Genomic DNA, 24297 nt, shown 5'->3' with positions numbered 1-24297 from the left:
TCGTCAGGCCGAAGGGCTGGCGCGAAACGCGCAGGCTTCGGCTCAATGAAAATGACCCCCATCCAATGAGACGCATCGTGCGCTCTTTGGCATGGGGGTCATGACATCGCCTCTGCCTGGACTTAAGCAGATTTCTTCTTGTCGTCGTCGACCTCGGTGAACTCCGCGTCGACCACGTCATCCTTGGCGGCATCGCGAGCCGCATCGCTCTCGGCCTGCTGCTTATACATGGCCTCACCGAGCTTCATCGAAGCCTGCGCCAGCGTGTTGGTCTTGGCCTTGATGGCCTCCGCGTCGTCGCCCTTCAGCGCTTCCTTCAGATCGCTGACGGCATCCTCGATGGCGCGACGCTCGCTGTCGGCAACCTTCGACCCATGCTCGGCCAGCGCCTTCTCAGTGGAGTGCACCAGCGCGTCGGCGTGGTTCTTGGCGTCGACCGCCTCGCGGCGCTTCTTGTCGGCCGCGGCATTGGCTTCCGCGTCCTTGACCATCTTGTCGATGTCGGCTTCCGACAGACCGCCCGAAGCCTGGATGCGGATCTGCTGCTCCTTGCCGGTGGCCTTGTCCTTTGCCGACACATTGACGATGCCGTTGGCATCGATGTCGAAGGTGACCTCGATCTGCGGCATGCCGCGCGGTGCGGGCGGAATACCCATCAGGTCGAACTGGCCGAGCATCTTGTTGTCGGCCGCCATTTCGCGCTCGCCCTGGAAGACCCGGATGGTGACCGCGTTCTGATTGTCCTCGGCGGTCGAGAACACCTGGCTCTTCTTGGTCGGGATCGTGGTGTTGCGGTCGATGATGCGGGTGAACACGCCACCCAAGGTCTCGATGCCCAGCGACAGCGGGGTCACGTCGAGCAGCAGCACGTCCTTGACGTCACCCTGCAGCACGCCGGCCTGGATCGCAGCACCGATCGCCACGACCTCGTCCGGGTTGACGCCCTTATGCGGCTCCTTGCCGAAGAACTGCTTCACCATCTCCTGGATCTTCGGCATGCGGGTCATGCCGCCGACCAGGACCACTTCGCCGATCTCGCCGGCGGTGAGGCCGGCATCCTTCAGCGCCTTGCGGCACGGCTCGACCGTCTTCTCGATGAGGTCGGCCACCAGCGCCTCGAACTTGGCGCGGGTCAACTTCATCGTCAGATGCTTCGGGCCGGACTGGTCGGCCGTGATGAAGGGCAGGTTGATCTCGGTCTGCGTGGTCGAGGACAGCTCGATCTTGGCCTTTTCAGCAGCCTCCTTGAGGCGCTGCAGCGCGAGCTTGTCGTTGCGCAGGTTGATGCCCTGCTCCTTCTGGAATTCGTCGGCCAGGTAGTTGACCAGCCGCATGTCGAAATCTTCACCGCCGAGGAAGGTGTCGCCATTGGTCGACTTCACCTCGAACACGCCGTCGCCGATCTCCAGGATCGAGACGTCGAAGGTGCCGCCGCCGAGGTCGTACACCGCGATGGTGCCGGACTTCGATTTGTCGAGGCCATAGGCGAGCGCGGCTGCGGTCGGCTCGTTGATGATGCGCAGCACTTCGAGGCCGGCGATCTTGCCGGCGTCCTTGGTGGCTTGGCGCTGGGCGTCGTTGAAGTAAGCGGGAACGGTGATGACGGCTTGGTCGACCTTCTGGCCGAGATGGGCCTCGGCGGTCTCTTTCATCTTCTGCAGAATGAAAGCCGAAATCTGCGAGGGCGAATAGGCCTTGCCGTCGGCCTCGACCCAGGCGTCGCCGTTGCCGGCCTTGACGATCTTATAGGGGACGAGCTTCTTGTCCTTCTCGACCATCGGGTCGTCATAGCGGCGGCCGATGAGGCGCTTGACCGCAAAGAAGGTGCGCTCGGGATTGGTCACCGCCTGGCGCTTCGCAGGCTGGCCGACCAGCCGCTCGCCATCATCGCTGAAGGCGACGATCGACGGGGTCGTGCGCATGCCCTCGGCATTCTCGATGACTTTCGGCGCCTTGCCATCCATCACGGCCACGCACGAATTCGTGGTGCCAAGATCGATCCCAATGACCTTTCCCATGGTCTCATGTCCTTCTTTTTGCGGCAGGTTGGGAGGGGCCCTGACGGCGCCCCCAATCCAAACCCCCTCAGATCAAATGCTCGCGATATTGCGACGATGAGCCTCATATAGGAGGGGGGGACCGGCCCGCAAGGACCGAACCACCGGCTCGGTGGTCGAAAGACCGAAGCTTTTACGGCCCTCGATGAGGCGCGCTCGCGGCTGACCGGATCCGGTCCGGTCCCGCCCAGGACCACGCGCCATCATGCGCTGTGGTTAGGAAATTCCAAACGGGCAGGGCAGCCGCGGCTCGCGGAACTTCAAATCCCGAGCAAGAGCCTGTCGCCATTGCCGCAAACCCGTTAAAAGCGTGCGGCCGAACCACCACCCGGCGGGGACCGCGACAGCCGGCGATCTGGCGGTATTCGTTAACGAGGCAGATGATTCATGACGTTCTTTCGACTCCTCATTGCGGCCGCACTGTCTACTATGCTGCTGCGGCCGGTCCTCGCGGCAGACGCGGTTTTTCCACCCGGCGCCCGCGTCGGGCTGGCCCCTTTGGTCGGCCTCTCCGTCGCCAAGTCCTTCCCCGGCTTCGAGACCGAAGATCACAGCGTCAAGGTCCTGCTCGCGGAGCTGCCCGCCGATGCCTATGGCGAAGTGAAGAACGCCTTCACCGCCAATCCGGGCGGCACCGGCGGCATCAAGCCGGAAAGCATCGAGACCACCGCCGGGCTCGGCTACTACACCGTCGAGAACGGCAAGGATGGCGCCACGCCGGTGCGTCGCTATTCCATGATTGTCGCCGGCGGCACCTTCTCGGGCTATGTCGCCGTGCAGGTCCCGGAGAGCGCGAGCAAGATCTACACCGACGACGCGATTCGCCAGATGTTTGCCTCCGCCGCAGTCCGAAAAGAAGTCCCGGTCGACGAGCAGCTCTCGCTGATGCCGTTCAAGGTTACCGAGCTCGCGAGTTTCAAGACGGTCCGCACCTTGGCACCGGGCGCCGCACTGATCCTTGCTGATGGCGATGAAGCCAAAGGCTTCGAGTCCGCCCCCTTCATGGTGGTCAGCCTGATTGCCGCGGCACCGACGGAGCCTGGCGACCGCGGGCGCTTCGCGCAGCAAGCCGCAACGACGATCCCCGGCGTGCGCGATGCTCGCTTGACGATGTCGGAGCCGATCCGCATCGACGGCTTGCCGGCCTATGAGACGCGGATCGATGCGACCAGCGGCAAGGACAATACGCCCGTCACCATCGTGCAGTGGCTGCGCTTCGGCGGTCCGACCACGCTGCGCATCATCGGCAGCGCTCCGCGCGATCAATGGTCGGCGGCGTTCCCGCGCTTCCGGGCCGTGCGGGATGGAATCCAGCCGAAGGGGTGACGAAGCGCCACGTCAGCCGCCCCGGCGGACGTAGACATCGATGTTCTGGACGGTTTCCGAGAGCCGGTAACCCTGCAACAACCTGTCGAGCTCGGGGCTGTCGTGTATCCAGGCGGCCCAATCGTCCGTTGCATTGTCGACCAGCACGATCGCGGGCCGATTTCGGCGGAAATCCTCGATCAGCCACGCGCGTTCGCGCTGCGCATATCCCGCGAGCGCTGCCAGCGTGTTCGAATCCGATGATGGTATGCTTCTGACCAGCTGCTCGTATCTCGGTACGAGCAGCCGCTGCTCGCGCGACGCCCACACGCCCCCGATCGCGCGCGTCAGCGGATGAGCGATCGCTCCATCGGCCGAGATCGCCAGGATGGTCGGATGTTGCAGACCTGTCCTTGCAATGGCCGGCTGCAAGAAGCGCGCATCCATCCCCAGATTGAACCACACCATCGCGGCCAGGAACAGAGCCCCACATGCGGCAAGCTCGCCAGGGCGAAGCCCGCGAGGAACGGCGTCGAAGCCATCCTCGCTGAACGAGATGGCATAGCCGAACCCGAGCCAGGAAAAGGCCAGCATCGGATAGGCGTGGTATGGCCAGCCCTTACGCTGCAACAGATAGACGATTCCGAAGCAGACGGACGCGGCCAGCAAAAGGAGCAATGTCGGCGTCATAGCTTTGCATCGCTTCTGCACGAGCGTCGCGATCAAGGTGAGGCCCAACAATGGGACGGCCGGCTTCATCAACATGGCGCCCATCGGCTGTCCGATCGAGTAGACGTCGCGGATCAGCGGCACGATAAAGGTGAAGTATTCGGGGAAGAACCAGATCGTGCAGACGCTGTAGGCGAGGATCACACCGACAGCGACAATGTTCTCCGGTGCGACGAGCACTCGCCACGATCTCGCAGACGCTGCCGCCACAAGCAGACAGCAGAACATTGCAGGCGCGAAATGAGGCTTGAAACACAGTGCCAAGCCAAGGCCGACGCCTGTTATCCCGATCGTCCATGCGGGCGGAGTTTCGCGGTTTAGGCGCAGCGCAAGAGCAGCCATCGCAGGGATCATCTCGATCACGGCGATATGCTCGCGCTGTCCAAAGGACTGGACCGGCAAGACCGCCAGGACGAGAACGGCAGTGATTGCAAGGACCCAGCCCTGTCTCGCCCCGATAACGGTCGATTTTCGCAGGATGAGAGCGCTCAGACCGAGAGACAGAGCGATGGCCAGGAACACGAGGCCATCGACGACGTCCTCAGCATTCCAGCCAAGGGCGCGGGCAATCAGGATCCCGGGGAGATAGACGAAGACCGCCATGGGCGGGTTCGTCTCCAGGATTTCGGAATATAGCCGCTGCCCGTCGAGCCAGCGCTCGCCCGCAATCAGCAGCCAGCTCACGTCGGGGCTCGCCGCCACAATGTGGCGCATCACGATCGCTGCGCTGAACGCCGCAACGATCGCGCCCCATTGCAGGGCTAAGGTCCGGTCCACCTCCGGCCTGCAGATCGGCCGGGGCGCGGTATGGATATTCATAGCCATGGCGTACACCCCCGCAACTCTCGGGACCGTAGCCAAGCGCCATTAAGGCTTTGTTTCAGGAGCTCCGGAGAAGATCCGGACCGCGTTGCGATCGCTACGCAGCCGGAAGCCACGGCACGACACCGTGGCTTCACATTCGTCATCCGTCGATCGTTGACGAAAGCGGCCGAGCACTGAGCGGAAAATCAAGCCGCGCTGTTGGGTTCATCCGTGTTTGCAGCCGCCGGCGCAGCCTTCGGTCCGCCCTTGGATACGCCGACCAAGGCCGGCCGCAGCACGCGCTCGCCGATCGTATAGCCCGCCTGGACCACCTGAACGACCGTGCCGGAGGGTACCGACGGATCAGGAACCTCGTACATCGCCTGATGAAAATTCGGATCGAACTTCTGGCCGGACGGATCCAGCTTCTTCACGCCGTTCTTCTCCAGCGTGTTGTGCAGCGAGCGCTCCGTCAGCTCGACGCCTTCGATCAGCGCTTTCAGACCGGGGTCGGCTGCGGCCCGCGCTTCTGCCGGCACCGCATCGAGCGCACGCTGCAGATTGTCCGCGATATCGAGTACATCGCGGGCAAAGCCCGTGATGCCGTACATGCGCGCGTCGGCAACTTCCCGCGCCGTGCGCTTGCGCAGATTTTCCATCTCCGCCAGCGTCCGCAGCATCTTGTCCCGGGCCTCGGCGGCCTCCTTGGCCAATGCCTCCACAGAGCCGGTCTCGGGATCGTCGGGCATCACATAAGGCCTGGAAACGACGGGTTCGTTGGCCTGCGCCGGGTTCGCCGGATCGTTCTTCTGCAGGTCGGGATCGGTCATGGACAGACTTCTCGCAAAATCAACTGGAAGGGGGGGTGTGTCGGCCGGGATATCGTGCTTTGAGCGCCGAAAATCAAGCACAGCATGGACTTGGCCGACGAAGTCACGGTCGAGCAACCCCGCTGTTGCCCTCATCAGCCACCCAGAAGCCGGCTGACCAGACGCGCGGCATAGTCGACGGTCGGGATCACCCGCGCATAATTCAGCCGCGTCGGACCGATCACGCCGAGCACACCGACGATGCGACCCCTCGCATCGGTATAAGGTGCCGCGATGGTCGACGAACCCGACAGCGAGAACAGCTTGTTCTCGGAGCCGATGAAGATGCGGACGCCTTCCGCATTTTCCGCCCGGCCGAGCAGATCGATCACGCCGCGCTTGGCCTCGAGATCATCGAACAGCTGGCGCACGCGCTCGAGATCTTCGAGGGCGTGCAGATCGTCGAGGAGATTGGCATGGCCGCGAACGATCAGCTGCCTGTCATCATTGTCACCGCCGGACCAGCTCGCAAATCCTGCGGCGATCACCTTCTGGGCCAGTTCGTCAAGCTCCACGCGATCTCGCGCCAGAGCGGTCTCGAGCTCCAGCCGCGCGTCGGCGAGCGTCCGTCCCCTGATCCGGGCATTGAGGAAGTTCGAGGCCTCGGTCAGAGCCGACGAGGGAACGCCCGGCGGCAGGGTCAGGACCCGATTCTCGACCTGGCCATCTTCGCCCACCAGCACGGCCAGCGCCCGTTCCGGCTCCAGCCGCACGAACTCGATGTGCTTCAGGCGCGAATTGGACTTGGCCGTGAGGACCACCGCGGCCGCCCGTGTAAGGCCGGAGAGCCGGGTCAGCGCCTCATCCAGCGCGGCCTCGACCGATTGCGCCCGGCCGACCGATGCCAACTGGCCCTCGATCGATTGCCGCTCGGCTTCGGTCATGTCGCCCACCTGCATCAGGGCGTCGACGAAAAAGCGCAGGCCGAGCTCAGTCGGCAGCCGTCCGGCGGACGTATGCGGCGCATAGATCAGGCCAAGCTGCTCGAGATCGGCCATGACGTTGCGGACCGAGGCCGGTGACAACGGAACCGTAATCAGGCGGGAGAGGTTGCGCGAGCCGACCGGCTCGCCGGTCGCCAGATAGCTTTCGACGATCTGCCGGAAAATCTCCCGCGACCGCTCGTTGAGCTGCGCGAGCCCGGCAGGCGGTGTTATCAGGTTGATCGGGTCGTGGTGTGCCACAGCTATCCCCTTCCGGATTGCCCATAATTTGTCCATGCGGCAGGCCCGTGGCAAGCCAGTCCGGGGCACGATAAGGCCTTGCCGGTCCTGATCACCCCCCCTACAAGGCCTCGGCATAGCCGATATTTTACCCTGCTTCGGAGGATTCTCATGCGGCCGAGCCGCCGTGCACCGGATGAACTGCGCGCCGTCAGCCTGGAACGTGGCGTCGTCAAATATGCCGAGGGGTCCTGCCTAGTGAAGTTCGGCGACACCCATGTGCTGGTTACTGCCACCCTGGAGGATCGCTTGCCGCCCTGGCTGAAAGGGCAGGGCCGCGGCTGGGTCACCGCCGAATATGGCATGCTGCCGCGGGCGACCCTGGAGCGGACGCGGCGCGAAGCCTCGGCCGGCAAGCAGAGCGGCCGCACGGTCGAAATCCAACGCCTGATCGGCCGCTCCCTGCGGACCGCGATCAACCTTGAGGCACTCGGCGAGCGCCAGATCACTGTGGACTGCGACGTGCTCCAGGCGGACGGCGGCACCCGCACCGCATCGATCACCGGCGCCTGGGTCGCTCTCGCGGACTGCATCAGCTGGATGAAGGCGCGCAATATGGTGAAAACCGAGGTGCTGCGCGACCATGTCGCTGCGATCTCCTGTGGTGTCTACAACGGAACCCCGGTGCTCGATCTCGATTATGCTGAGGATTCCGAAGCTGAGACCGATGCCAATTTCGTGATGACTGGCGACGGCCGCATCATCGAAGTACAGGGCACGGCCGAGAAGACGCCCTTCACGGAGGCCGAGTTCCTCGCCTTGATGGCGCTTGCGCGCAAGGGCGTGGCCCGGCTGGTCGATCTACAAAAGCTCGCGGTCGCATGACGAACACGCACCGGCAAATCGAAGGCCGCCTCGTCATCGCCACGCACAATCCCGGCAAGCTGGCCGAGATGCGCGAGCTGTTGGCGCCGCATGGGGTCGAGGCAGTATCGGCCGGCGAGCTGGGGCTCGGCGAACCCGACGAGTCCGGGGAAACGTTCCAGGCCAATGCGCGCATCAAGGCGATCGCAGCGGCCAAAGCCGCGCAATTGCCGGCGTTCGCCGATGACTCCGGCATCGTGGTCGAGGCGCTCGACGGCGCACCCGGCATCTATTCGGCGCGTTGGGCGGGACCATCCAAGGACTTCACCGCCGCGATGACACAGATCGAGCGCCTGTTGCAGGAACGCGGCGCGACGTCGCCGGAGCAGCGCCGCGCGCATTTCGTCTCCGCGCTGTGCGTGGCCTGGCCCGACGGCCATATCGAGGAGGTCGAGGCGCGCGTCGACGGCACCCTGGTCTGGCCGCCGCGCGGCAATGCAGGCTTCGGCTATGATCCCATGTTCCGGCCCGACGACCACGACAGGACATTCGGCGAGATGACCGCGGTCGAAAAGCACGGCCTGCCGCCGCTCGGGCTCGGCCTGTCGCATCGTGCCCGGGCCTTCGTGAAGCTTGCGGAGATCTGCCTTGCCTGATCCGTCCGCTTTCGGCGTCTATGTGCATTGGCCGTTCTGCCTGTCGAAGTGCCCCTATTGCGACTTCAACAGCCATGTCCGCCACGTCGCCATTAACCAGGAGCGCTTTGCGCGCGCGTTCGCGCGCGAGATCGAGACCACCGCGGGACGTATTGGGCAGCGCGATGTCACATCGATCTTCCTCGGCGGCGGCACGCCGTCGCTGATGCAGCCGCAGACCGTCGGCACCATCCTTGATGCCATCGGCAAACATTGGCGCGTCGCCGCTGATGTGGAGGTGACGCTGGAAGCCAATCCGACCAGCGTCGAAGCCACGCGCTTTGCCGGCTATCGCGCGGCCGGCGTCAATCGCGTCTCGCTCGGCGTGCAGGCGCTCGACGACGTCTCGCTGAAAATGCTGGGCCGTTTGCACACGGCGCAAGAAGCCATGGATGCGGTTGCGATCGCACGCAGCACGTTCGGACGCTATTCGTTCGACCTGATCTACGCGCGTCCCGATCAGACGCCACAGATGTGGACGGAGGAGCTCAAGCGCGCCATCGGCGAGGCGGCGGAGCATCTGTCGCTGTACCAGCTCACGATCGAGGAGGGCACGCCCTTCTTCGGCCTGCACGCCGCGGGCAAGCTGAAGACGCCGGACGAAGGTTTGGCACGGGTACTCTACGACGTGACGCAGGAGGTCTGCAGCCGTCACGGCCTGCCGGCCTACGAGATTTCCAACCACGCCCGACCGGGCGCGGAATGCCGGCACAATCTGGTCTATTGGCGCGGCCACGAATATGCCGGCATCGGACCCGGCGCGCATGGCCGGCTCGACATCAACGGCGTCCGCTACGCCACCGCGACCGACAAGCGCCCTGAGGCCTGGCTGATGCGGGTCGAAGCCAACGGCCATGGTGTGACTATCGACGACGCGCTCAACCGCGAAGAACGCGCCGACGAATTTCTGCTGATGGGCTTGCGGCTGGCCGAAGGCATCGATCCCAAGCGCTACGCGGCTATTTCAGGACGTACGCTCGACCCGCAGCGGATTGCGCTGCTCCGCGAGGAAGGCGCGATCGTCGTCGATAGCGACGGCCGGCTGCGCGTGACGCAGGAGGGGTTCCCCGTGCTCGACGCAGTCGTGGCCGATCTCGCAGCCTAGAGCATGATCCGGAAGAGTTGAGACCGGTTTTCCCAAAAAGATCATGCTCGAGTAATAACGAGATCTTTTAGGTGGCGCTGAAGCTCTTCGGCGACCCCGCAACCGCCTGGCCACCGGCCGATGCCACCCGCATCACGGCAAGCCCCCGCTCATTGGTGCCGTCGGTGCGGAAGCGGAACAGGCCGTCGATGCCGGCAAAGCCGGATGCGTTGGTCAGCACGTCGGGCGCGAAGCGCTGCGGGCCTTGGGTCCGCGCCAATGCCGCAACCAGCGCCACCGCATCATAGGCGAGCGTCGCGGTGCGTACCGGCTCCGAGCCGAAGCGCGTGCGATAACGGCCGGAAAAGGCGCGGAAGCCCGATGGATCCGGCGCGGCATACAAGCCGCCCTGCAAGTTGGCGCTGGCGTAGACGCGCGGATTGTCCCACAGGCCGGTCCCGAGCAGTTGGATGTTGCGGAGATTGGCGCCCGCCGCCGTGAGCGCATCGGCGGTTGCGACGACGGCGTCGCCATCATCGGCCAGCAACAGCGCGTCGGCACCGCCGAGCGACTGCGCCACGGTCCGTGCCGTGGTGGCGCGATCCTGTCCGTATTTCTCGAACGCAACGATACGGCCGCCCTTGCGGCTGACCGCGGTCTTGAAAGCGCCTTCGACGACCGTGCCGTACGCGTTGTCCGGCAACATCGCCGCAAAGGATCGTTTGCCGATGCCGACAGAATATTCGACGATCCGACTGACGTCGGACTCAGGCAGAAAACTGAGCAGATAGACCCCGCGCCCGGCGACGCTGGAATCCGTCGAGAAGGCGATCACCGAGACGTTCCGTGCACGCGCCACCTGTGCGGTCGGCGGCACTGAGCCGGCAAACAGCGGCCCGAGGATGATCTCCGCGCCTTCGTCACAGGCCTGTTGTGCACTCTGTTGTGCACCTTGCGGACTGCCGGCGTCGTCCTTGATCAGAAGCTGGATATTGGGGTTCTGGAACTCGGCCAGCGCCATCTCGGCCGCGTGCCGCATCGACAGGGCGGCAACACCGGCATTGCCGGAGGCCGACAGCGGCAGAATCAGCCCGACCTTGACCTGGCCATTGCCTGCGACCGCCGGCTGCTGCGGCGGTCCGCCGGGGGCCGCCTGCTCGAACGGATTGGACACGCTGGAGCAGGCCGACAGCAGCGGCGCGCCGAGAATAAGGCCCAGCGCGGTCCGCCGAGCGAGCCGGGTGGGCTCCGGCCTCGGAGCAGCTGAATTGGGATCACGCGGGCCCGCCATGGCATCTCTTTGCTTGGCCGGAGACCGGCCAGGATTGATCCGCCCCCGCACCGACATGGGGGACGGATTCAGGCATATTGTCGACGAATAGTTAACCAAAACAAAAGGATTAGAGGACCCCCACAGCTGGTCAAATTCACTGTTTTGCGTCTTGCTTTCGACGGCAACGGGCACGTCGCGAACGCGGGTGGCATTCGCCCAATCCACCCTCTAGATTGGGGACATGGGCGCAAAGGCAATCCCGAACACACCGATCGACAACGGCCACATTGCCGAAGCCAGCTATGTGGTGGCGGGACACGGCATTCCGGCGCCACGGGCTCGACCTGGCTTGTACCTCGTGGCAACGCCGATCGGCAACCTTGGCGATATCACGCTGCGTGCGCTCGAGACCCTGGCCGGTGTCGACCTGATCGCCTGCGAGGACACCAGGATCACGCGGCGCCTCACGGAACGCTACGCCATCTCGGCGGAACTTACCCCTTATCACGAGCACAATGCAGAAGCCGCGCGGCCAAAGCTGCTGCAGCGTTTGGCCGAGGGCGCGGCGATCGCGCTGGTCTCCGACGCCGGGACGCCGCTGATCTCCGACCCCGGATACAAGCTGGTGCGCGCCGTCTGCGCGGCCGGTCATCCGCTGACGGCGTTGCCCGGCGCCTCGTCCGTGCTTACGGCGCTGAACGTGGCGGCACTTCCGACGGACCGCTTCTTCTTCGAAGGCTTTCTGCCGGCGAAACAGCAGGCGCGCCGCAGCCGGCTCGCGGAACTCGCCCGCATCGAGGCGACGCTGGTGCTGTTCGAGTCCGGCAGCCGAGTGCAGGACACGTTGCACGATCTCTCCGAGATCATGGGCGCGCGCGAGGCCGCGATCTGCCGCGAGCTGACCAAGCTGCATGAGGAGATCACGCGCGCATCGCTCGCCGAGCTCGCCGCAAATGCCGCCAGCCTGGAGACGCGCGGCGAATTCGTCCTCGTCATCGGTCCGCCCGCACGCGATGCCGGCCTCATGTCATCCGATGAGCTCGATAAATTACTGACGGAGCAGTTGCGGACCGAGACCGTCAAGGACGCGGTCATGCACGCGGTCGAGCTCTCCGGGCGGCCGCGGCGCGAGGTCTATGCCCGTGCGCTGGCACTCGCCAAGAATATGCAGACCAAGGACATGCGGGCCGGAGAGGCCGATGGCCAAGATTGAGTCGACCAAGACTGCACCTGCCAAGACTGACCCGGCGAGCCCTGACGCCGCGTCGGCAAAACCTGCGAAGGTCGCCGCGCCCGAGCGCGTCGCCGCCTTTCGCACCGGGCTTTCGGCCGAAAGTCGTGCGGCCGCGTTGCTGATGGCCAAGGGTTATCGCATTCTGGCTAAGCGCTTCCGCACGCCGCACGGCGAGATCGATATCGTCGCGCGCAAGCGCAACCTGCTCGCCTTCGTCGAGGTCAAGGCTCGCGCCTCCCTGGATGACGCCGCCTACGCGGTGACGCCGCGCCAGCAGCAGCGCATTATCGATGCCGCGCAGGCCTGGCTGATGGCGCATCCCGAACATGCCGAATTCGAATTGCGCTTCGATGCGATTCTGATTGCGCCGAAGAGCCTGCCGCGTCATCTGCTGGCCGCATTCGACGCCAGCCCTTAAACACGCTCATAAGACCAGGACCAGCCTCATGAAATTGAATGTCGCCGTCCAGATGGACCCGATCGCCCGCATCAACGTCCGTGGCGATTCGACCTTCGCGCTGCTCCTGGAAGCGCAGCGCCGCGGACATGGCCTATCCTACTACACGCCCGACAAGCTCTCCTTGCGCGGCGAGGAGCTGGTCGCGCCCGTGCAGGCGCTGACCGTGCGTGACCAAGTCGGCGATCACTTCACCTTGGGTGAGCCGAAGCCGACGCCGCTGACATCGTTCGACGTCGTGCTGCTGCGGCAGGATCCGCCATTCGATCTCGCCTACATCACCTCGACGCATTTCCTCGAGCGGATTCATCCTAAGACGCTGGTGGTGAACGACCCGGCCAGCGTCCGCAACGCACCGGAAAAGCTGTTCGTGATGAATTTCCCGCAGCTTATGCCGCCGACCCTGATCTCGCGCGATCTCGACGAGATCAACGTCTTCCGCGATCAGCATGGCGCCGTGGTGATGAAGCCGCTGCACGGCCATGGCGGTGCGGCGGTGTTCCGCGTGATGCCGCAAGACATGAATTTCGGCTCGCTGTTCGACATGTTCTCGGTCACGTTCAAGGAGCCTTGGGTGATCCAGCGCTTCCTGCCGGAGGTGAAGCACGGCGACAAGCGCATCATCCTGGTCGATGGCGAATTCGCCGGCGCCGTCAACCGCGTGCCGGCGGCCGATGATCTGCGCTCCAACATGGTTCGCGGCGGCGCGGCGCAGGCGACCGACCTAAGCGCCCGCGAGCGCGAGATTTGCGAGACCTTGGGGCCGGCCTTGCGCGAGCGCGGGCTGCTGTTCGTCGGCATCGACGTGATCGACGGCAACCTGACCGAGATCAACGTGACCTCGCCGACCGGTATCCGCGCCATTTCCCGACTCGGCGGTCCCGATATTGCGGCGCGCGTCTGGGACGTGATCGAAAAGAAGCGGAGCTGATTTAAGGCTTCATGCCCCGCGCTTTCAGCTGGGCCTCGGAGAGCACGAGCTTGTCGAAACGCTTGCGGCTTTCGTCGAAATCCTCGGCGGAGATCGGCGCACAGCCCGGCCTGCCGCGGAGGATGATCGAGGTCGTGGCCCAGCTCAGGCGCGATGCCTTGCAGGCGACCAGGAGATCGCCGATGCGATCGTCATCCAGCAGCGCCTCGATGGTTTCGATGCTGACGTCCGACAGCAGCGCCAGCGCGGCAATGACGGCCGGATAGTCGTTGGTCGCGGCGAACCGGTTGACCGCGGAATCGCTGAGCTTGCCGGTCCTGTTCAGGGCAGCGACCTCGCTCTTGACCTGCGTGTAGTCCCAGGTGGCACGCATCGCTGCGGCCGCGGATCGGGTAGGAGTCGCCTGCAGCGTAGCCTTGGCGGCCGGCGGCGCCGCCTTGATGAAACGCGCGCGCGCGTCCTCGCTCGCCGCCGCCACGAAGGCGCGGGACAGCTTGGCCGGCAGATCGGGACGGGCCCCGAGCTTCTCGGCGAGATCGGCGTCGCGCTCGGCGCTCTTGAACAGGCTGCGGTAACCGTCCTCGGAAAACTTCGCCGTGAGATTCTGCACCAGCGCCATGCGCACTGCCGGATAGCTGCGCGCGATCAGAAGCTCGGTCAATGGCTCACCAATGGCCTTGCGGCTTGCGACCGCAATCAGATGCGGCTGGTTGCCGGTCTTGATGAAGTCCGCGAGGTCACGCTCCGACAGCACCGCAGCCTTCGCCAACATCGGCGCCGCAACACGCACCTCCGGATGGCTCGCCAGCAGGCGCGCGGTGGCGTAGGGCGCGCGCTCGACCGAGGCCAAAGCGGCGCTTAACTCGGCCAGCGCTTCGACGCCGACCTGCGGCAACAGCCGGGCAAAGATCTGATCGTACAGATCGAGTTGCTCGGCTGCGTGCGGCCGTGGCCCGGACAGAAGCAGCGCGGTCGTCTTGCGCAAGATTTCGATCGACAGATCGGACATCGTCCTGCTCTCAGGAGCGGCCTGTCGTGCCGCCGGGAGCACCGGATGCCTTTGAGTCATGGTTCGTTTACCTCTTGCGTCGCGAGGATGTCAGCCCGACCGGCAGCGCCGGCACGACCCTGCCAGAGCATGCAAGCGTCCGCCTAAAGCCACGTTAAGGGATCAGGCGGCCGAGACTGCGTCGGCACCGACCTCGCTGCCTTGACTGCACGTCAACCATGCGATCGCGTCGCTATCCACCATCGGGCGACCGTAGAGCCAGCCCTGCCCGTAGATGCATCCGAGCGTCCGCAGCAGTCGCGCCTCTTCCTCCGTCTCCACTCCCTCGGCGACGATCCTGTGCCCGAGCGGCAAGGCGACCGCGGTAATTGCCGTGATCAGTTGTTGGTTTCGGCAGCTCGTCGTGAGGCCATGGACGAATGAGCGATCAATCTTGATGGTATCGAGCTCAAGGGCCACCAGGTTGGAGATCGAGGAGTGACCGACGCCGAAATCATCGATTGCCAGACCAAATCCGTATGCGTGGATCAGCTCCAGCTCCTGCGCGCAACGCTTCGGATCGAACATCGCCTCCTCGGTGATTTCGATCTCGATTCGCCGCGGGTCGATGCCGTATCGCTGCGCTGCGTCGTTGAGGATTGTCGCAGGCGAATGGATCGAAAACTCGCGCGGCGAGACGTTGATCGCGACTTTGGCGTTTGGCGCGTGACTCGCGTCGAGCGCCCGCACGAATGCGCAGGCCCGTTCGGCGACGAAGCTCGTGAGCTTGTCCGACAAGCGTAGCCGAACGGCAGCACGCACAATCTCCGGCGGCGGGATCATGCCGACCCGCGGGTGCCGCCAGCGGAGCAGGGCTTCAAAGCCGATCACCTCGCGCGTCGCCATCACGACCTGCGGCTGGAATTCGAGGTGGAGCTCACCGCGTGCCAGGGCCTGCGGCAGTTCGAGATCGAGGCAACGCTGCAGCGCCAGCTCAATCTGCATCTGCGCGTCGAACACGCGTATGCAGGCGCGCCCATCCTCTTTGGCCCGATAGAGCGCCGCATCGGCTCGGGCGCAGAGCACCTCGACATCGATATCGCCGTCGAGGTGCGCGGCGATGCCGATCGAGCAGCTGATGGACTGTGGCTGGCCTGCGATTGCCAATGGCTGCAGCAAGCCTTCGCTGAGCCGTTCGGCGAAGGCGATGGCGCGCTCCTCGACATCACGGCCCTGGAACACCACGATAAACTCATCGCCGCCCAGCCGTACCGGCAGGTCATCTGCCTCGCAGCTGGACCGGAGCACGTCGGCTACCGCCGCGAGGACGCGATCCCCGGCTTCATGGCCGCGCGTGTCGTTGATCGTCTTGAAGTTGTCGATGTCGAACAGCAGGAACGCGACGCCCCGCCCAGCGGAGCACGCCGCGTCGGCGACGTCGCGGAAGTGACTCCGGTTGGCAAGCCCGGTCAGCGCATCGGTGCGCACGAGGCGTTCCAGCGCGCGGTTGGAATGCAGCACCTCGCTGTTGGCTTCCGCAAGCGAGGAGGCAAGGTCCGTGGCTTCGAATGCGGTGACTTGGCTGGCGATGAAGCCGCGCTCTCCGACGCGGGCAGCCCGGAACAGCATCAAGGTCAGGAAGAGGACGTCGAGCGCGATGATGTAGCTGACGCCGCTCCCGGACATCAGCATCCTCGACAGCGTGGCCCCCATGAGCGGCGCGCCAAACGCAATCGCCGGCGGCGAATAGGCGAGACTCTGGATGATTGCGCCGGTCGTCGTCCCGGCCATGATGAAGACAACGCAGTATATCGTCTGCGTGGCGAGGAAAGCCCCGAAGCAGAGCGGCACGACCGACCATAGCAGCCCGCTCAGGAACGCCGCGACGGTCAGGGACCGCAGCACCCGCTGCGGATCGGTTTCCAGCATTCCCGAGGATTTCATCCTCAGAATCCACCAGGCCCGGACCAGTGCAAAGGCGACCGCGGCGGCGAGCCAGGAGGAGATGATCGTCCCTCCATGCTCGAGATAGATCAGCAGCGCGAGCGAGACCGCGATCGCAACGTTCGAGAGCAAAGTCAGGGCGATATTTTGCAGCAGGCTCGTCGCCTGCGCTCTCGCAAGTGCCGCCGGCCTCAGCTCGCTATCCTTGATCTGCATGCTTGGCACTGGCGGCCTTCAATGGTCGAATTGACGGAACGACGTGGTGATTGTGGCCCGGAGGATCCGCTCGCGCGGAACGAGCATCCAGAGTGGGGCCTAAGGCGACGTTAATTCGCTCCGGCGGATGTCCTTGATTGCCGCGCAGCGGCGCCTCCTCGTGTTCATGTATTGTTCTTGCGGCTACTGGCGTCTTCAGTTACCTTCCACCCGTTGGGGAGGGCGGCATGGTCCAGCGCGTCACTACCGTTGCCTTTGAAGGGATCGAAGCCCGCGCAGTGGACGTGCAGGTCCAGGTTGCGCCGGGGTTGCCGGCCTTTGCCATCGTCGGCCTGCCGGACAAGGCGGTCTCGGAAGCGCGCGAGCGGGTGCGCTCGGCGCTGATCGCGTCGGGTCTTGCGCTGCCGGCCCGGCGGATCACCGTGAACCTGGCGCCAGCCGACCTGCCCAAGGAAGGTAGCCATTACGACCTGCCGATCGCGCTCGGCCTGATGGCCGCGATCGGCGCCATCCCGCCGGATGCGCTGAGCGGCTTCACCGTGCTGGGCGAACTCGGCCTCGACGGCTCGATTGCGCCTGTCGCCGGCGTGCTGCCGGCCGCGATCGGTGCCAATGCCCGCGAGGAAGGCCTGATCTGTCCGGCTGCGTGCGGGGCCGAAGCGGCCTGGGCCAGCCCCGATATCCAGATCATTGCGGCAAGCTCGCTGATCCAGATCGCCAACCATTTCAAGGGCACGCAGGTGCTGTCGCGGCCGCAGCCGAAGATCCACGAGGCGCCGTCGAGCGCGCTCGACCTGCGCGACATCAAAGGCCAGGAGAGCGCCAAGCGGGCGCTCGAGATCGCCGCGGCAGGCGGCCATCATCTGCTGATGATCGGTGCGCCCGGCGCCGGCAAGTCGATGCTGGCGGCGCGGTTGCCATCGATCCTGCCGCCGCTGTCACCGGCCGAGCTCCTTGAAGTCTCGATGATCGCCTCGGTGGCCGGCGAGATCGAGGGCGGCGCGCTGACCTCGCGACGGCCGTTCCGCAGCCCGCATCATTCGGCCAGCATGGCGGCACTGACCGGCGGCGGCCTGCGCGCCAAGCCCGGCGAGATTTCTCTCGCCCATCAGGGCGTGCTGTTCCTGGACGAGCTGCCGGAGTTCGATCCGCGCGTGCTCGACTCGCTGCGTCAGCCGCTGGAGAATGGCGAGGTCTCGATCTCGCGCGCCAACCATCGCGTGACCTATCCTGCCCGCTTCATGCTGGTCGCAGCGATGAATCCCTGCCGCTGCGGCAACGCCTTCGAGCCCGGCTATGCCTGCAAGCGCAACCGGATCGAGCGTTGCACCGCGGACTATCAGATGCGCATCTCCGGTCCGCTGATGGACCGCATCGACCTGCGCATCGAAGTGCCCGCGGTGACCGCAGCCGATCTGATCCTGCCGCCAGCCGCCGAGGGCTCGAAGGAGGTCGCTGCGCGCGTCGCAACGGCGCGCGGCATCCAGCTTGCGCGTTACGCGGCAGCCGGCCTGCCGCAAGTCCGCACCAATGCCGAGGCGCCGGCTGCCGTGCTGGACGAGATCGCAAAGCCCGATGCGCAAGGCCAGAAGCTGCTGCGCGAAGCTGCGGAGACCATGCGGCTGTCGGCACGCGGCTATCATCGGGTGCTGCGCGTCGCCCGGACGCTCGCCGATCTCGACCATGCCGACAAGATCGGGCGGCTGCATCTGGCCGAAGCCTTGTCCTATCGCGCGCTCGCGGACGAAGCGCGGCACGCGGCCTGAGCCGCTCCTCCGTCAACAGGACGGTAACCAGTTCCCTTTACACTCCGCCAACCATAACAGCCGGTGTTGTCGGCTCGGGATTGGCGGGTATGTGATGTTGCGTTTCAAAGTGCTGGTGATGATCACCCTCGCGGTGACGGCGGCGGTCGTCGGCAAGATCGAATTATCCTCCGCGGCTCGCCCCTGCATCGTCGTCGGCGCCGACGCCGTCGAGATCGGCTCTACGCCATTTCATGCCGACCTCCACGTCGACTTCACCGATGACCCTGCGCTTGCCACGGTTCGCGTCGCCCTGACGGACAGCCCTGAGACCGCCGATCTCGTCATCGTCGACGATGGGACGGTGGCGGATGACAAAGGCTGCGGCGCCGCGGCGGCGACCGAGTTCGTCGCACTGGCCGCCAATCCCGCACAGAACCCGCCATTGCGGATTTATCTCACAGCGGACGGCCCTGCTGACTATCGGATATTTGTCCGATCCACGCGCGTCACCGCGCGCCAGGCGGCCGCGCTGATCGTCGGCGCGCACGGCGGCAGATCGCACCTGGCCGACGCGCAGTTCTGAACGGAATTAGGACCTCGTTCACCTTGTTCGCACGGCAACGCCGCTGCTGAACACCGGCTCAAGCTCTCCGCAAGATAGCAACCGCATGTTGGTTGGACTGATCGGCAACGTTCGAATTCATCAGGGGTATGGCGATGGGACGGTTCTTCCGCATCAAGCTGCGCTTGCTCCGCTTCGCGCGCCGCCACCAGCTTGTGATCGCCATTCTGCGCTCGCTGATGATCTTCTCCGCCGGGTTCGGCGGCGCCTACGGCTTCATCAAGGCCAGCCTGTCCGAAAACTCGGGCTACAATCCGCATGCCTTTGCGATCGGCGCCAGCTTTCTGTTCGCGATCGCCTGCGTTGCGCTCGCAACGCTCAGCATGCGGCTACGCTTCGTCGCCAAGAAGCTCCACAAGCTCGCGCTCCACAACGAGGTGCTCGCCGACCGGAACTGGGAGCTGCAGGAAGCCGAGCAGCGAGCCCGCAGCCTGTTCGAGTCCCAGGGTGACCTGATCGTGATGCGGGATGCGGACGGCTGCATCACCTTCGTCAACGACGCTTATTGTCAAATGGCAGGCCTTGATCGGGAGAACCTGCTCGGCAGCCGTTTTGTCTTCGAACTGATCGAACAGGGCGACAACGCGCTCGAGCCGAACGGCACGCGCGTTCACGACCAGCGCATCGAGAGCGCGATCGGACCGCGCTGGATCGCCTGGCGGGAAGCGCTGGTGCGCTCGGATGCCGGGCAGCCCGCGGTGCTGCAATGTGTCGGCCGCGATGTCACCGACCGTACCGAGACCGAGCGCGCATTAGCCGAAGCCCGCGACCAGGCCAATGCGGCGAGCCGTGCCAAGTCGCGCTTCCTGGCGATGGCGAGCCACGAGATCCGCACGCCGCTGAACGGCATCATCGGCATGAGCGGCTTGCTGCTCGACACCGCTTTGACGCCGGAGCAGACCACCTACGCCAGAGCGGTGAGGACATCGGGCGAAGCACTGATGTCGTTGATCGAGGAGCTGCTCGACTATTCCAAGATCGAAGCCGGCAAGCTCGACCTGGAGGCGCGGCCGTTTGCGCTCGCGCCGCTGATCGAGGACGTCACCGAATTGCTGGCGCCGCGGGCGCAGGCGAAGAATCTGGAGATTGCCGCCTATGTCGACGAGCGCCTGCCGTCCTGCGTGGTCGGCGACGCCGCGCGGCTGCGTCAGGTTCTGCTCAATCTCGCCGGCAACGCGATCAAGTTCACTGAGAAAGGCAGCATCGCGCTGATCGTCGAGCCGGGAATCTGGCCGGGCGAGATCAGCTTCCGCGTCCGCGACACCGGCATCGGCATCGCGCCGGAGGCGCAGACGCGCATCTTCCGGGAGTTCGAGCAGGCCGACGAACGGGTTGCGCGCAGCTTCGGCGGCACCGGGCTCGGCCTTGCGATCTCCGAGCGGATCGTCAGGCGCATGGGCGGCCGCATCACGCTGGAGAGTGCGCCCGGTGCGGGCGCAACCTTCGAGATTGCCGTCCCCTTGCCCGCTGCGCTCGAACGCGGCGAACAGAACAGCTTTGCCGGCCCGGATTTGCGCGGCCACTCCGTCATGCTGCTGGCTGCGCCGGGTCTTGCGACGGAGCTGATCGAACGGCGGTTGCAGAACTGGGGCGCTCAAACCTGCCTCGCATCGGATGGCGGGACGGCACAGGCGCTGCTGCCGGAACGGTCGTGGCACGCCGTGCTGATCGACGAGGCGATCGGGCGCGATACGGCGTTGAAGGTCGGCGAAGCCGCGCGACACCACACTGCCCGTCGCATCGTGCTGGTCACGCCAGCCACGCGTCACGAGCTGCAGGCGAGCTCGCCCTTCACCGGCTATCTCGTCAAACCCTTGCGGGCGGCATCGCTCGCAGCCCGTCTCGCCATTGCGACCGACGTGACCGCACCCGCATTGGCCGATGAAGCCGCCATCGAATCCCACGGACAGACGCCGGTGAACCCGAGCTCAGGCCTGTCGATCCTTGTCGCAGAAGACAATGAGATCAATGCGCTTCTGATGCGCTCGCTCCTGACGCGGCTGGGTCATCGCACTGTGATCGCAACCAACGGCGAAGCGGCTTTGGAATCCTGGCTTGCCGCGAAATCCGCCGGCACGCCGCACGACCTGATCCTGATGGATGTGCAAATGCCGCGGCTCGACGGCATCGAGGCTGCCAAACGCATTCGCGCTCGAGAAGCGTCTGAGCCAAGCCGGCGCACGCCGATCCTGGCATTGACCGCCAATACGCTGGTGGAAGACCGCTACGCCTGTTTCGAAGCGGGCATGGACGGCTTCCTGATCAAGCCGCTCGATCGCGACAAGCTCGACGAGGCGCTCGCCGCGCTGACGGCGGCGCGCCATGTGCCGGCGTGAACGGCACGGCCCTTACAGCCGCCGCAGTGCCACCGTCTCGACGCCGTGATCGGGACCCTTCTTGAGGATCAGGGTCGCACGCGGCCGCGTGGGCAGGATGTTGTCCTCGAGGTTGGCGAGGTTGGTGCGCTCCCAGATCGCGGTCGCGGTCGCGGTCGCCTCTTCATCCGACAACAGCGCGTAGCGATGGAAGTAGGAGCGCGGATCATGGAACGCGGTATCGCGCAGCGCCAGGAAGCGCTTCACATACCAGTTCCGCAACACCGGCTCCTCAGCATCGATGTAGACGGAGAAGTCGAAGAAGTCCGACACCACGGGCACAGCCTTGCCATCGCGCGGCAAGGGACCGGTCTGCAGCACATTGACGCCTTCCACGATCAGGATGTCCGGCTGATCGATCTCGGTCCACTGATTGGGCACGATGTCATAGGTCAGATGCGAGTAGACCGGAGCCCGCACCGGATGGCGTCCGGCCTTGATGTCGGAGAGGAAGCCGAGCAGCAGCGGCAGGTCGTAGCTCTCTGGAAAGCCCTTTTTCTGCATCAGGCCCTGCCGTTCCAGCACCGCCTTGGGGTACAGGAAGCCGTCGGTGGTGATGAGGTCGACCTTCGGCCGGGGCGACCAGCGCGCCAGCAGCGCCTGCAGCACGCGCGCCGTGGTCGATTTGCCGACCGCCACCGATCCAGCCACGCCGATGATGTAGGGCATCTTGCGGTCGCGGATGCCGAGGAACTGGCGCTGCGCGTAATAGAGCCGCTGCATCGCATCGACATAGATCGACAGCAGGCGCGACAGCGGCAGATAGATGTCCTCGACCTCCTGCAAGTCGAGGCGATCATGCATCGAACGCAGCTTGGAGAATTCGCCGGGCTCGAGCGTCATCGGGGTGTCGTTGCGCAGCTCCGCCCATTGCTCGCGGGTGAAGATGCGGTACGGATTATATTGTTGTTCTGTGGTGCGCATATCCATGACGCTGACCTCGCTTCCCCCGAGCGGTTCCCAAGTAGCCGCTGCGCTATTCCGTCTTGCGTGACGCCTTTTCTTCCAGCCCGGACATCCCGGTTCGTTTGGCCAGGGTCGCCTCGACCTCTTCGAGGCGGACGCCGCGCGACTTCAGCAACACCAACAGATGAAACAGCAGATCGGCGCTTTCGGCGATGAAATGATCGCGATCGTTCTCGACCGCAGCGATCACGGTTTCGACAGCCTCTTCGCCCATCTTCTTGGCGCAGTGCTGCGGACCTTTGTCGAGCAGCTTGCGGGTATAGGACGCTTCGCCACCCGCCTCTGCGCGGGCATCGATGATGGCGGCGAGATCGTGGACCGTGAAACGGGGCATCAGTCGGTACTCGATACAGACGCCCGCGGCAGGAGAGCGGACGCTAGGGTTCCTATGTAGCAGTTTTGCGACGCGAAGTCCTCAGGGATCCAGCCGCATCGGCAGGCCGGCGCGGACCATGTGATCCTTGGCCTCACGGATTGTAAATTCCCCGAAATGGAAGATCGATGCCGCCAGCACGGCGGTGGCGTGGCCTTCCCGGATACCCTGGACCAGGTGGTCGAGATTACCGACGCCTCCCGAGGCGATCACCGGCACCGGCACGCTGTCGGCAATCGCGCGGGTCAGCGGAATGTCGAAGCCCTGTTTGGTGCCGTCACGATCCATCGAGGTCAGAAGAATTTCGCCGGCCCCGAGCGCGACCACCTCCTGGGCATATTCCAGCGCATCGATCCCGGTCGATTTCCGCCCGCCATGGGTGAAGATCTCCCAACGCTCCGAACCGCCCGGGCGGGCTACGCGCTTGGCGTCGATCGCGACCACGACGCACTGCTCGCCGAACTTTTCGGCCGCTTCCTTGACGAATTCGCGCCGGGCCACTGCCGCAGAATTGATCGAGACCTTGTCGGCGCCGGAGCGCAGCAGGGTCCTGATATCGTCGATGGTGCGGACGCCGCCGCCGACGGTGACCGGCATGAAGCAGGCTTCCGCCGTGCGCCGGACGACATCCAGCATGATGCCGCGGTTTTCGTGGGTCGCAGTGATATCGAGAAAGCAGAGCTCGTCGGCGCCGGCCGCATCATAGGCGATGGCCGCTTCGACCGGATCGCCGGCATCGCGCAGATCGACGAAATTCACGCCCTTGACCACCCGTCCGTCCTTGACGTCGAGGCAGGGAATGACACGAACCTTGAACATGGCGGTTTCTCCTACGCGGCGCGTGCGCGGCGGATCAGATCGAGCGCGGCAGCGGGGTCGAGCCGGCCATCGTACAGCGCACGGCCGGCGATCGCGCCTTCCAGCTTGCTGGCGCGCGGCGACAGCATCGCCTTGACGTCCTCGATCGAGGCAAGCCCTCCCGAGGCAATCACGGGAATGGAGATCTGGTCGGCAAGCGCGATGGTCGCATCGAGGTTCAGTCCCTTCAGCAGGCCGTCGCGCGCAATATCGGTGAAGATGATGGCGGCAACGCCTGCGTCCTCGAAGCGGCGGGCGATGTCGAGCGCCGTGACCTCGGAGGTCTCGGCCCAGCCTTCGACCGCGACCTTGCCGTCGCGCGCGTCGAGGCCGACGGCGACGCGGCCCGGAAAGGCCTTCGCCGCGGTCTTCACCAGCCCGGGATCGCGCACCGCCGCCGTGCCGATGATGACGCGGGTGATGCCCTTGACGAGCCAGGCTTCCACGGTCTTGAGATCGCGGATGCCGCCGCCGAGTTGCACCGGCATCTTGACCGCCGCCAGCATCGCTTCGACAGCTTGCGCATTGACCGGCTTGCCAGCAAAGGCACCGTCGAGGTCGACGACGTGGAGATACTCGAAACCCTGGTCGGCGAAGCTCTTGGCCTGCGCGGCGGGATCGAGATTGAACACGGTCGCGCGCGCCATGTCGCCCTGCTCGAGGCGAACGCATTGGCCATTCTTAAGGTCGATGGCGGGAAACAGGATCATCAGAGAAAATCTTTCAAGCATGCCGCTCCTCT

General features: G+C 65.0%; 21 protein-coding genes. 10 read left to right on the top strand and 11 right to left on the bottom strand.

Annotated elements, in window-relative coordinates:
* Positions 1 to 122: 122 nt before the first annotated feature.
* Positions 123 to 2018, bottom strand: coding sequence for a molecular chaperone DnaK (gene dnaK, locus QX071_RS03640; protein WP_315702229.1), 1896 nt, complete (start codon positions 2016 to 2018; stop codon positions 123 to 125).
* A 426-nt stretch (positions 2019 to 2444) separates the two neighbouring features.
* Here dnaK and QX071_RS03635 point away from each other — a divergent pair, with 426 nt between their 5' ends.
* Positions 2445 to 3383, top strand: coding sequence for a hypothetical protein (locus QX071_RS03635; protein WP_315728091.1), 939 nt, complete (start codon positions 2445 to 2447; stop codon positions 3381 to 3383).
* A gap of 12 nt (positions 3384 to 3395) precedes the next feature.
* On the opposite strand, the gene QX071_RS03630 is transcribed toward QX071_RS03635, so the two are convergent.
* From QX071_RS03630 to hrcA, 3 genes are all read right to left on the bottom strand, one after another.
* Entirely contained in the window at positions 3396 to 4916 is a 1521-nt protein-coding gene (locus QX071_RS03630) for a hypothetical protein (RefSeq protein WP_315728093.1), read from the bottom strand.
* Between the two features lie 185 nt (positions 4917 to 5101).
* On the bottom strand, positions 5102 to 5725 hold the full coding sequence (gene grpE, locus QX071_RS03625; protein ID WP_315702232.1) for a nucleotide exchange factor GrpE: 624 nt from the start codon (positions 5723 to 5725) through the stop codon (positions 5102 to 5104).
* A gap of 134 nt (positions 5726 to 5859) precedes the next feature.
* Positions 5860 to 6948, bottom strand: coding sequence for a heat-inducible transcriptional repressor HrcA (gene hrcA / locus QX071_RS03620; protein ID WP_315702233.1), 1089 nt, complete (start codon positions 6946 to 6948; stop codon positions 5860 to 5862).
* Between the two features lie 150 nt (positions 6949 to 7098).
* Here hrcA and rph point away from each other — a divergent pair, with 150 nt between their 5' ends.
* From rph to hemW, 3 genes are read left to right on the top strand one after another with little or no spacing between them, the layout of a single operon-like run.
* On the top strand, positions 7099 to 7812 hold the full coding sequence (rph, locus tag QX071_RS03615; protein ID WP_315702234.1) for a ribonuclease PH: 714 nt from the start codon (positions 7099 to 7101) through the stop codon (positions 7810 to 7812).
* The gene (gene rdgB, locus QX071_RS03610) at positions 7809 to 8447 is read left to right on the top strand and encodes an RdgB/HAM1 family non-canonical purine NTP pyrophosphatase (RefSeq protein ID WP_315702235.1); all 639 of its coding nucleotides are present in this window, start codon (positions 7809 to 7811) and stop codon (positions 8445 to 8447) included. The genes rph and rdgB overlap by 4 nt, the downstream gene beginning before the upstream one ends.
* The gene (hemW, locus tag QX071_RS03605; RefSeq protein WP_315702236.1) at positions 8440 to 9591 is read left to right on the top strand and encodes a radical SAM family heme chaperone HemW; all 1152 of its coding nucleotides are present in this window, start codon (positions 8440 to 8442) and stop codon (positions 9589 to 9591) included. Before rdgB ends, hemW begins: the two co-directional genes overlap by 8 nt.
* 67 nt (positions 9592 to 9658) lie before the next feature.
* Here the strand turns inward: hemW and QX071_RS03600 are convergent, their stop codons facing one another.
* Entirely contained in the window at positions 9659 to 10861 is a 1203-nt protein-coding gene (locus tag QX071_RS03600; RefSeq protein ID WP_315702237.1) for a penicillin-binding protein activator, read from the bottom strand.
* A 223-nt stretch (positions 10862 to 11084) separates the two neighbouring features.
* On the opposite strand from QX071_RS03600, the gene rsmI reads away from it, so the two are divergent.
* From rsmI to gshB, 3 genes are read left to right on the top strand one after another with little or no spacing between them, the layout of a single operon-like run.
* Positions 11085 to 12056, top strand: a complete 972-nt coding sequence (gene rsmI / locus QX071_RS03595) for a 16S rRNA (cytidine(1402)-2'-O)-methyltransferase (protein WP_315702238.1) — start codon at positions 11085 to 11087, stop codon at positions 12054 to 12056.
* The gene (locus tag QX071_RS03590) at positions 12043 to 12495 is read left to right on the top strand and encodes a YraN family protein (protein WP_315702239.1); all 453 of its coding nucleotides are present in this window, start codon (positions 12043 to 12045) and stop codon (positions 12493 to 12495) included. The genes rsmI and QX071_RS03590 overlap by 14 nt, the downstream gene beginning before the upstream one ends.
* A 28-nt stretch (positions 12496 to 12523) precedes the next feature.
* Complete coding sequence (gshB, locus tag QX071_RS03585) at positions 12524 to 13465, top strand: glutathione synthase (RefSeq protein WP_315702240.1); 942 nt, start codon at positions 12524 to 12526, stop codon at positions 13463 to 13465.
* 1 nt (position 13466) lies between these two features.
* On the opposite strand, the gene QX071_RS03580 is transcribed toward gshB, so the two are convergent.
* Positions 13467 to 14474: a DUF2336 domain-containing protein gene (locus tag QX071_RS03580; RefSeq protein WP_315702241.1), complete on the bottom strand. Its 1008-nt coding sequence runs from the start codon at positions 14472 to 14474 to the stop codon at positions 13467 to 13469.
* Positions 14475 to 14636: 162 nt separating this feature from the next.
* Entirely contained in the window at positions 14637 to 16613 is a 1977-nt protein-coding gene (locus QX071_RS03575) for a putative bifunctional diguanylate cyclase/phosphodiesterase (protein ID WP_315703138.1), read from the bottom strand.
* A gap of 227 nt (positions 16614 to 16840) precedes the next feature.
* Here QX071_RS03575 and QX071_RS03570 point away from each other — a divergent pair, with 227 nt between their 5' ends.
* The 3 genes from QX071_RS03570 to QX071_RS03560 all read left to right on the top strand — a co-directional run bounded on the left by QX071_RS03570 (position 16841) and on the right by QX071_RS03560 (position 21319).
* Positions 16841 to 18379, top strand: coding sequence for a YifB family Mg chelatase-like AAA ATPase (locus QX071_RS03570; protein ID WP_315702242.1), 1539 nt, complete (start codon positions 16841 to 16843; stop codon positions 18377 to 18379).
* A 94-nt stretch (positions 18380 to 18473) separates the two neighbouring features.
* Positions 18474 to 18944, top strand: a complete 471-nt coding sequence (locus QX071_RS03565; protein ID WP_315702243.1) for a hypothetical protein — start codon at positions 18474 to 18476, stop codon at positions 18942 to 18944.
* A 134-nt stretch (positions 18945 to 19078) separates the two neighbouring features.
* The gene (locus QX071_RS03560) at positions 19079 to 21319 is read left to right on the top strand and encodes a PAS domain-containing hybrid sensor histidine kinase/response regulator (protein WP_315702244.1); all 2241 of its coding nucleotides are present in this window, start codon (positions 19079 to 19081) and stop codon (positions 21317 to 21319) included.
* Between the two features lie 12 nt (positions 21320 to 21331).
* On the opposite strand, the gene coaA is transcribed toward QX071_RS03560, so the two are convergent.
* The 4 genes from coaA to hisA all read right to left on the bottom strand — a co-directional run bounded on the left by coaA (position 21332) and on the right by hisA (position 24265).
* A complete protein-coding gene (gene coaA / locus QX071_RS03555) occupies positions 21332 to 22288 on the bottom strand; it encodes a type I pantothenate kinase (protein ID WP_315702245.1) in 957 nt (318 codons plus the stop codon).
* Between the two features lie 46 nt (positions 22289 to 22334).
* Positions 22335 to 22658 carry a phosphoribosyl-ATP diphosphatase gene (locus tag QX071_RS03550; protein ID WP_315702246.1) on the bottom strand — a complete coding sequence of 108 codons (324 nt, stop codon included), beginning with the start codon at positions 22656 to 22658 and terminating at the stop codon, positions 22335 to 22337.
* A gap of 81 nt (positions 22659 to 22739) precedes the next feature.
* Positions 22740 to 23516: an imidazole glycerol phosphate synthase subunit HisF gene (gene hisF, locus QX071_RS03545; protein ID WP_315702247.1), complete on the bottom strand. Its 777-nt coding sequence runs from the start codon at positions 23514 to 23516 to the stop codon at positions 22740 to 22742.
* An 11-nt stretch (positions 23517 to 23527) separates the two neighbouring features.
* A complete protein-coding gene (gene hisA / locus QX071_RS03540) occupies positions 23528 to 24265 on the bottom strand; it encodes a 1-(5-phosphoribosyl)-5-[(5-phosphoribosylamino)methylideneamino]imidazole-4-carboxamide isomerase (protein WP_315703139.1) in 738 nt (245 codons plus the stop codon).
* Between the last annotated feature and the right edge of the window lie 32 nt (positions 24266 to 24297).

It is taken from the genome of Bradyrhizobium sp. SZCCHNS1022, from assembly GCF_032484835.1.
Lineage (GTDB): Bacteria > Pseudomonadota > Alphaproteobacteria > Rhizobiales > Xanthobacteraceae > Bradyrhizobium.
This window is presented reverse-complemented; position numbering and strand designations above follow the sequence as displayed.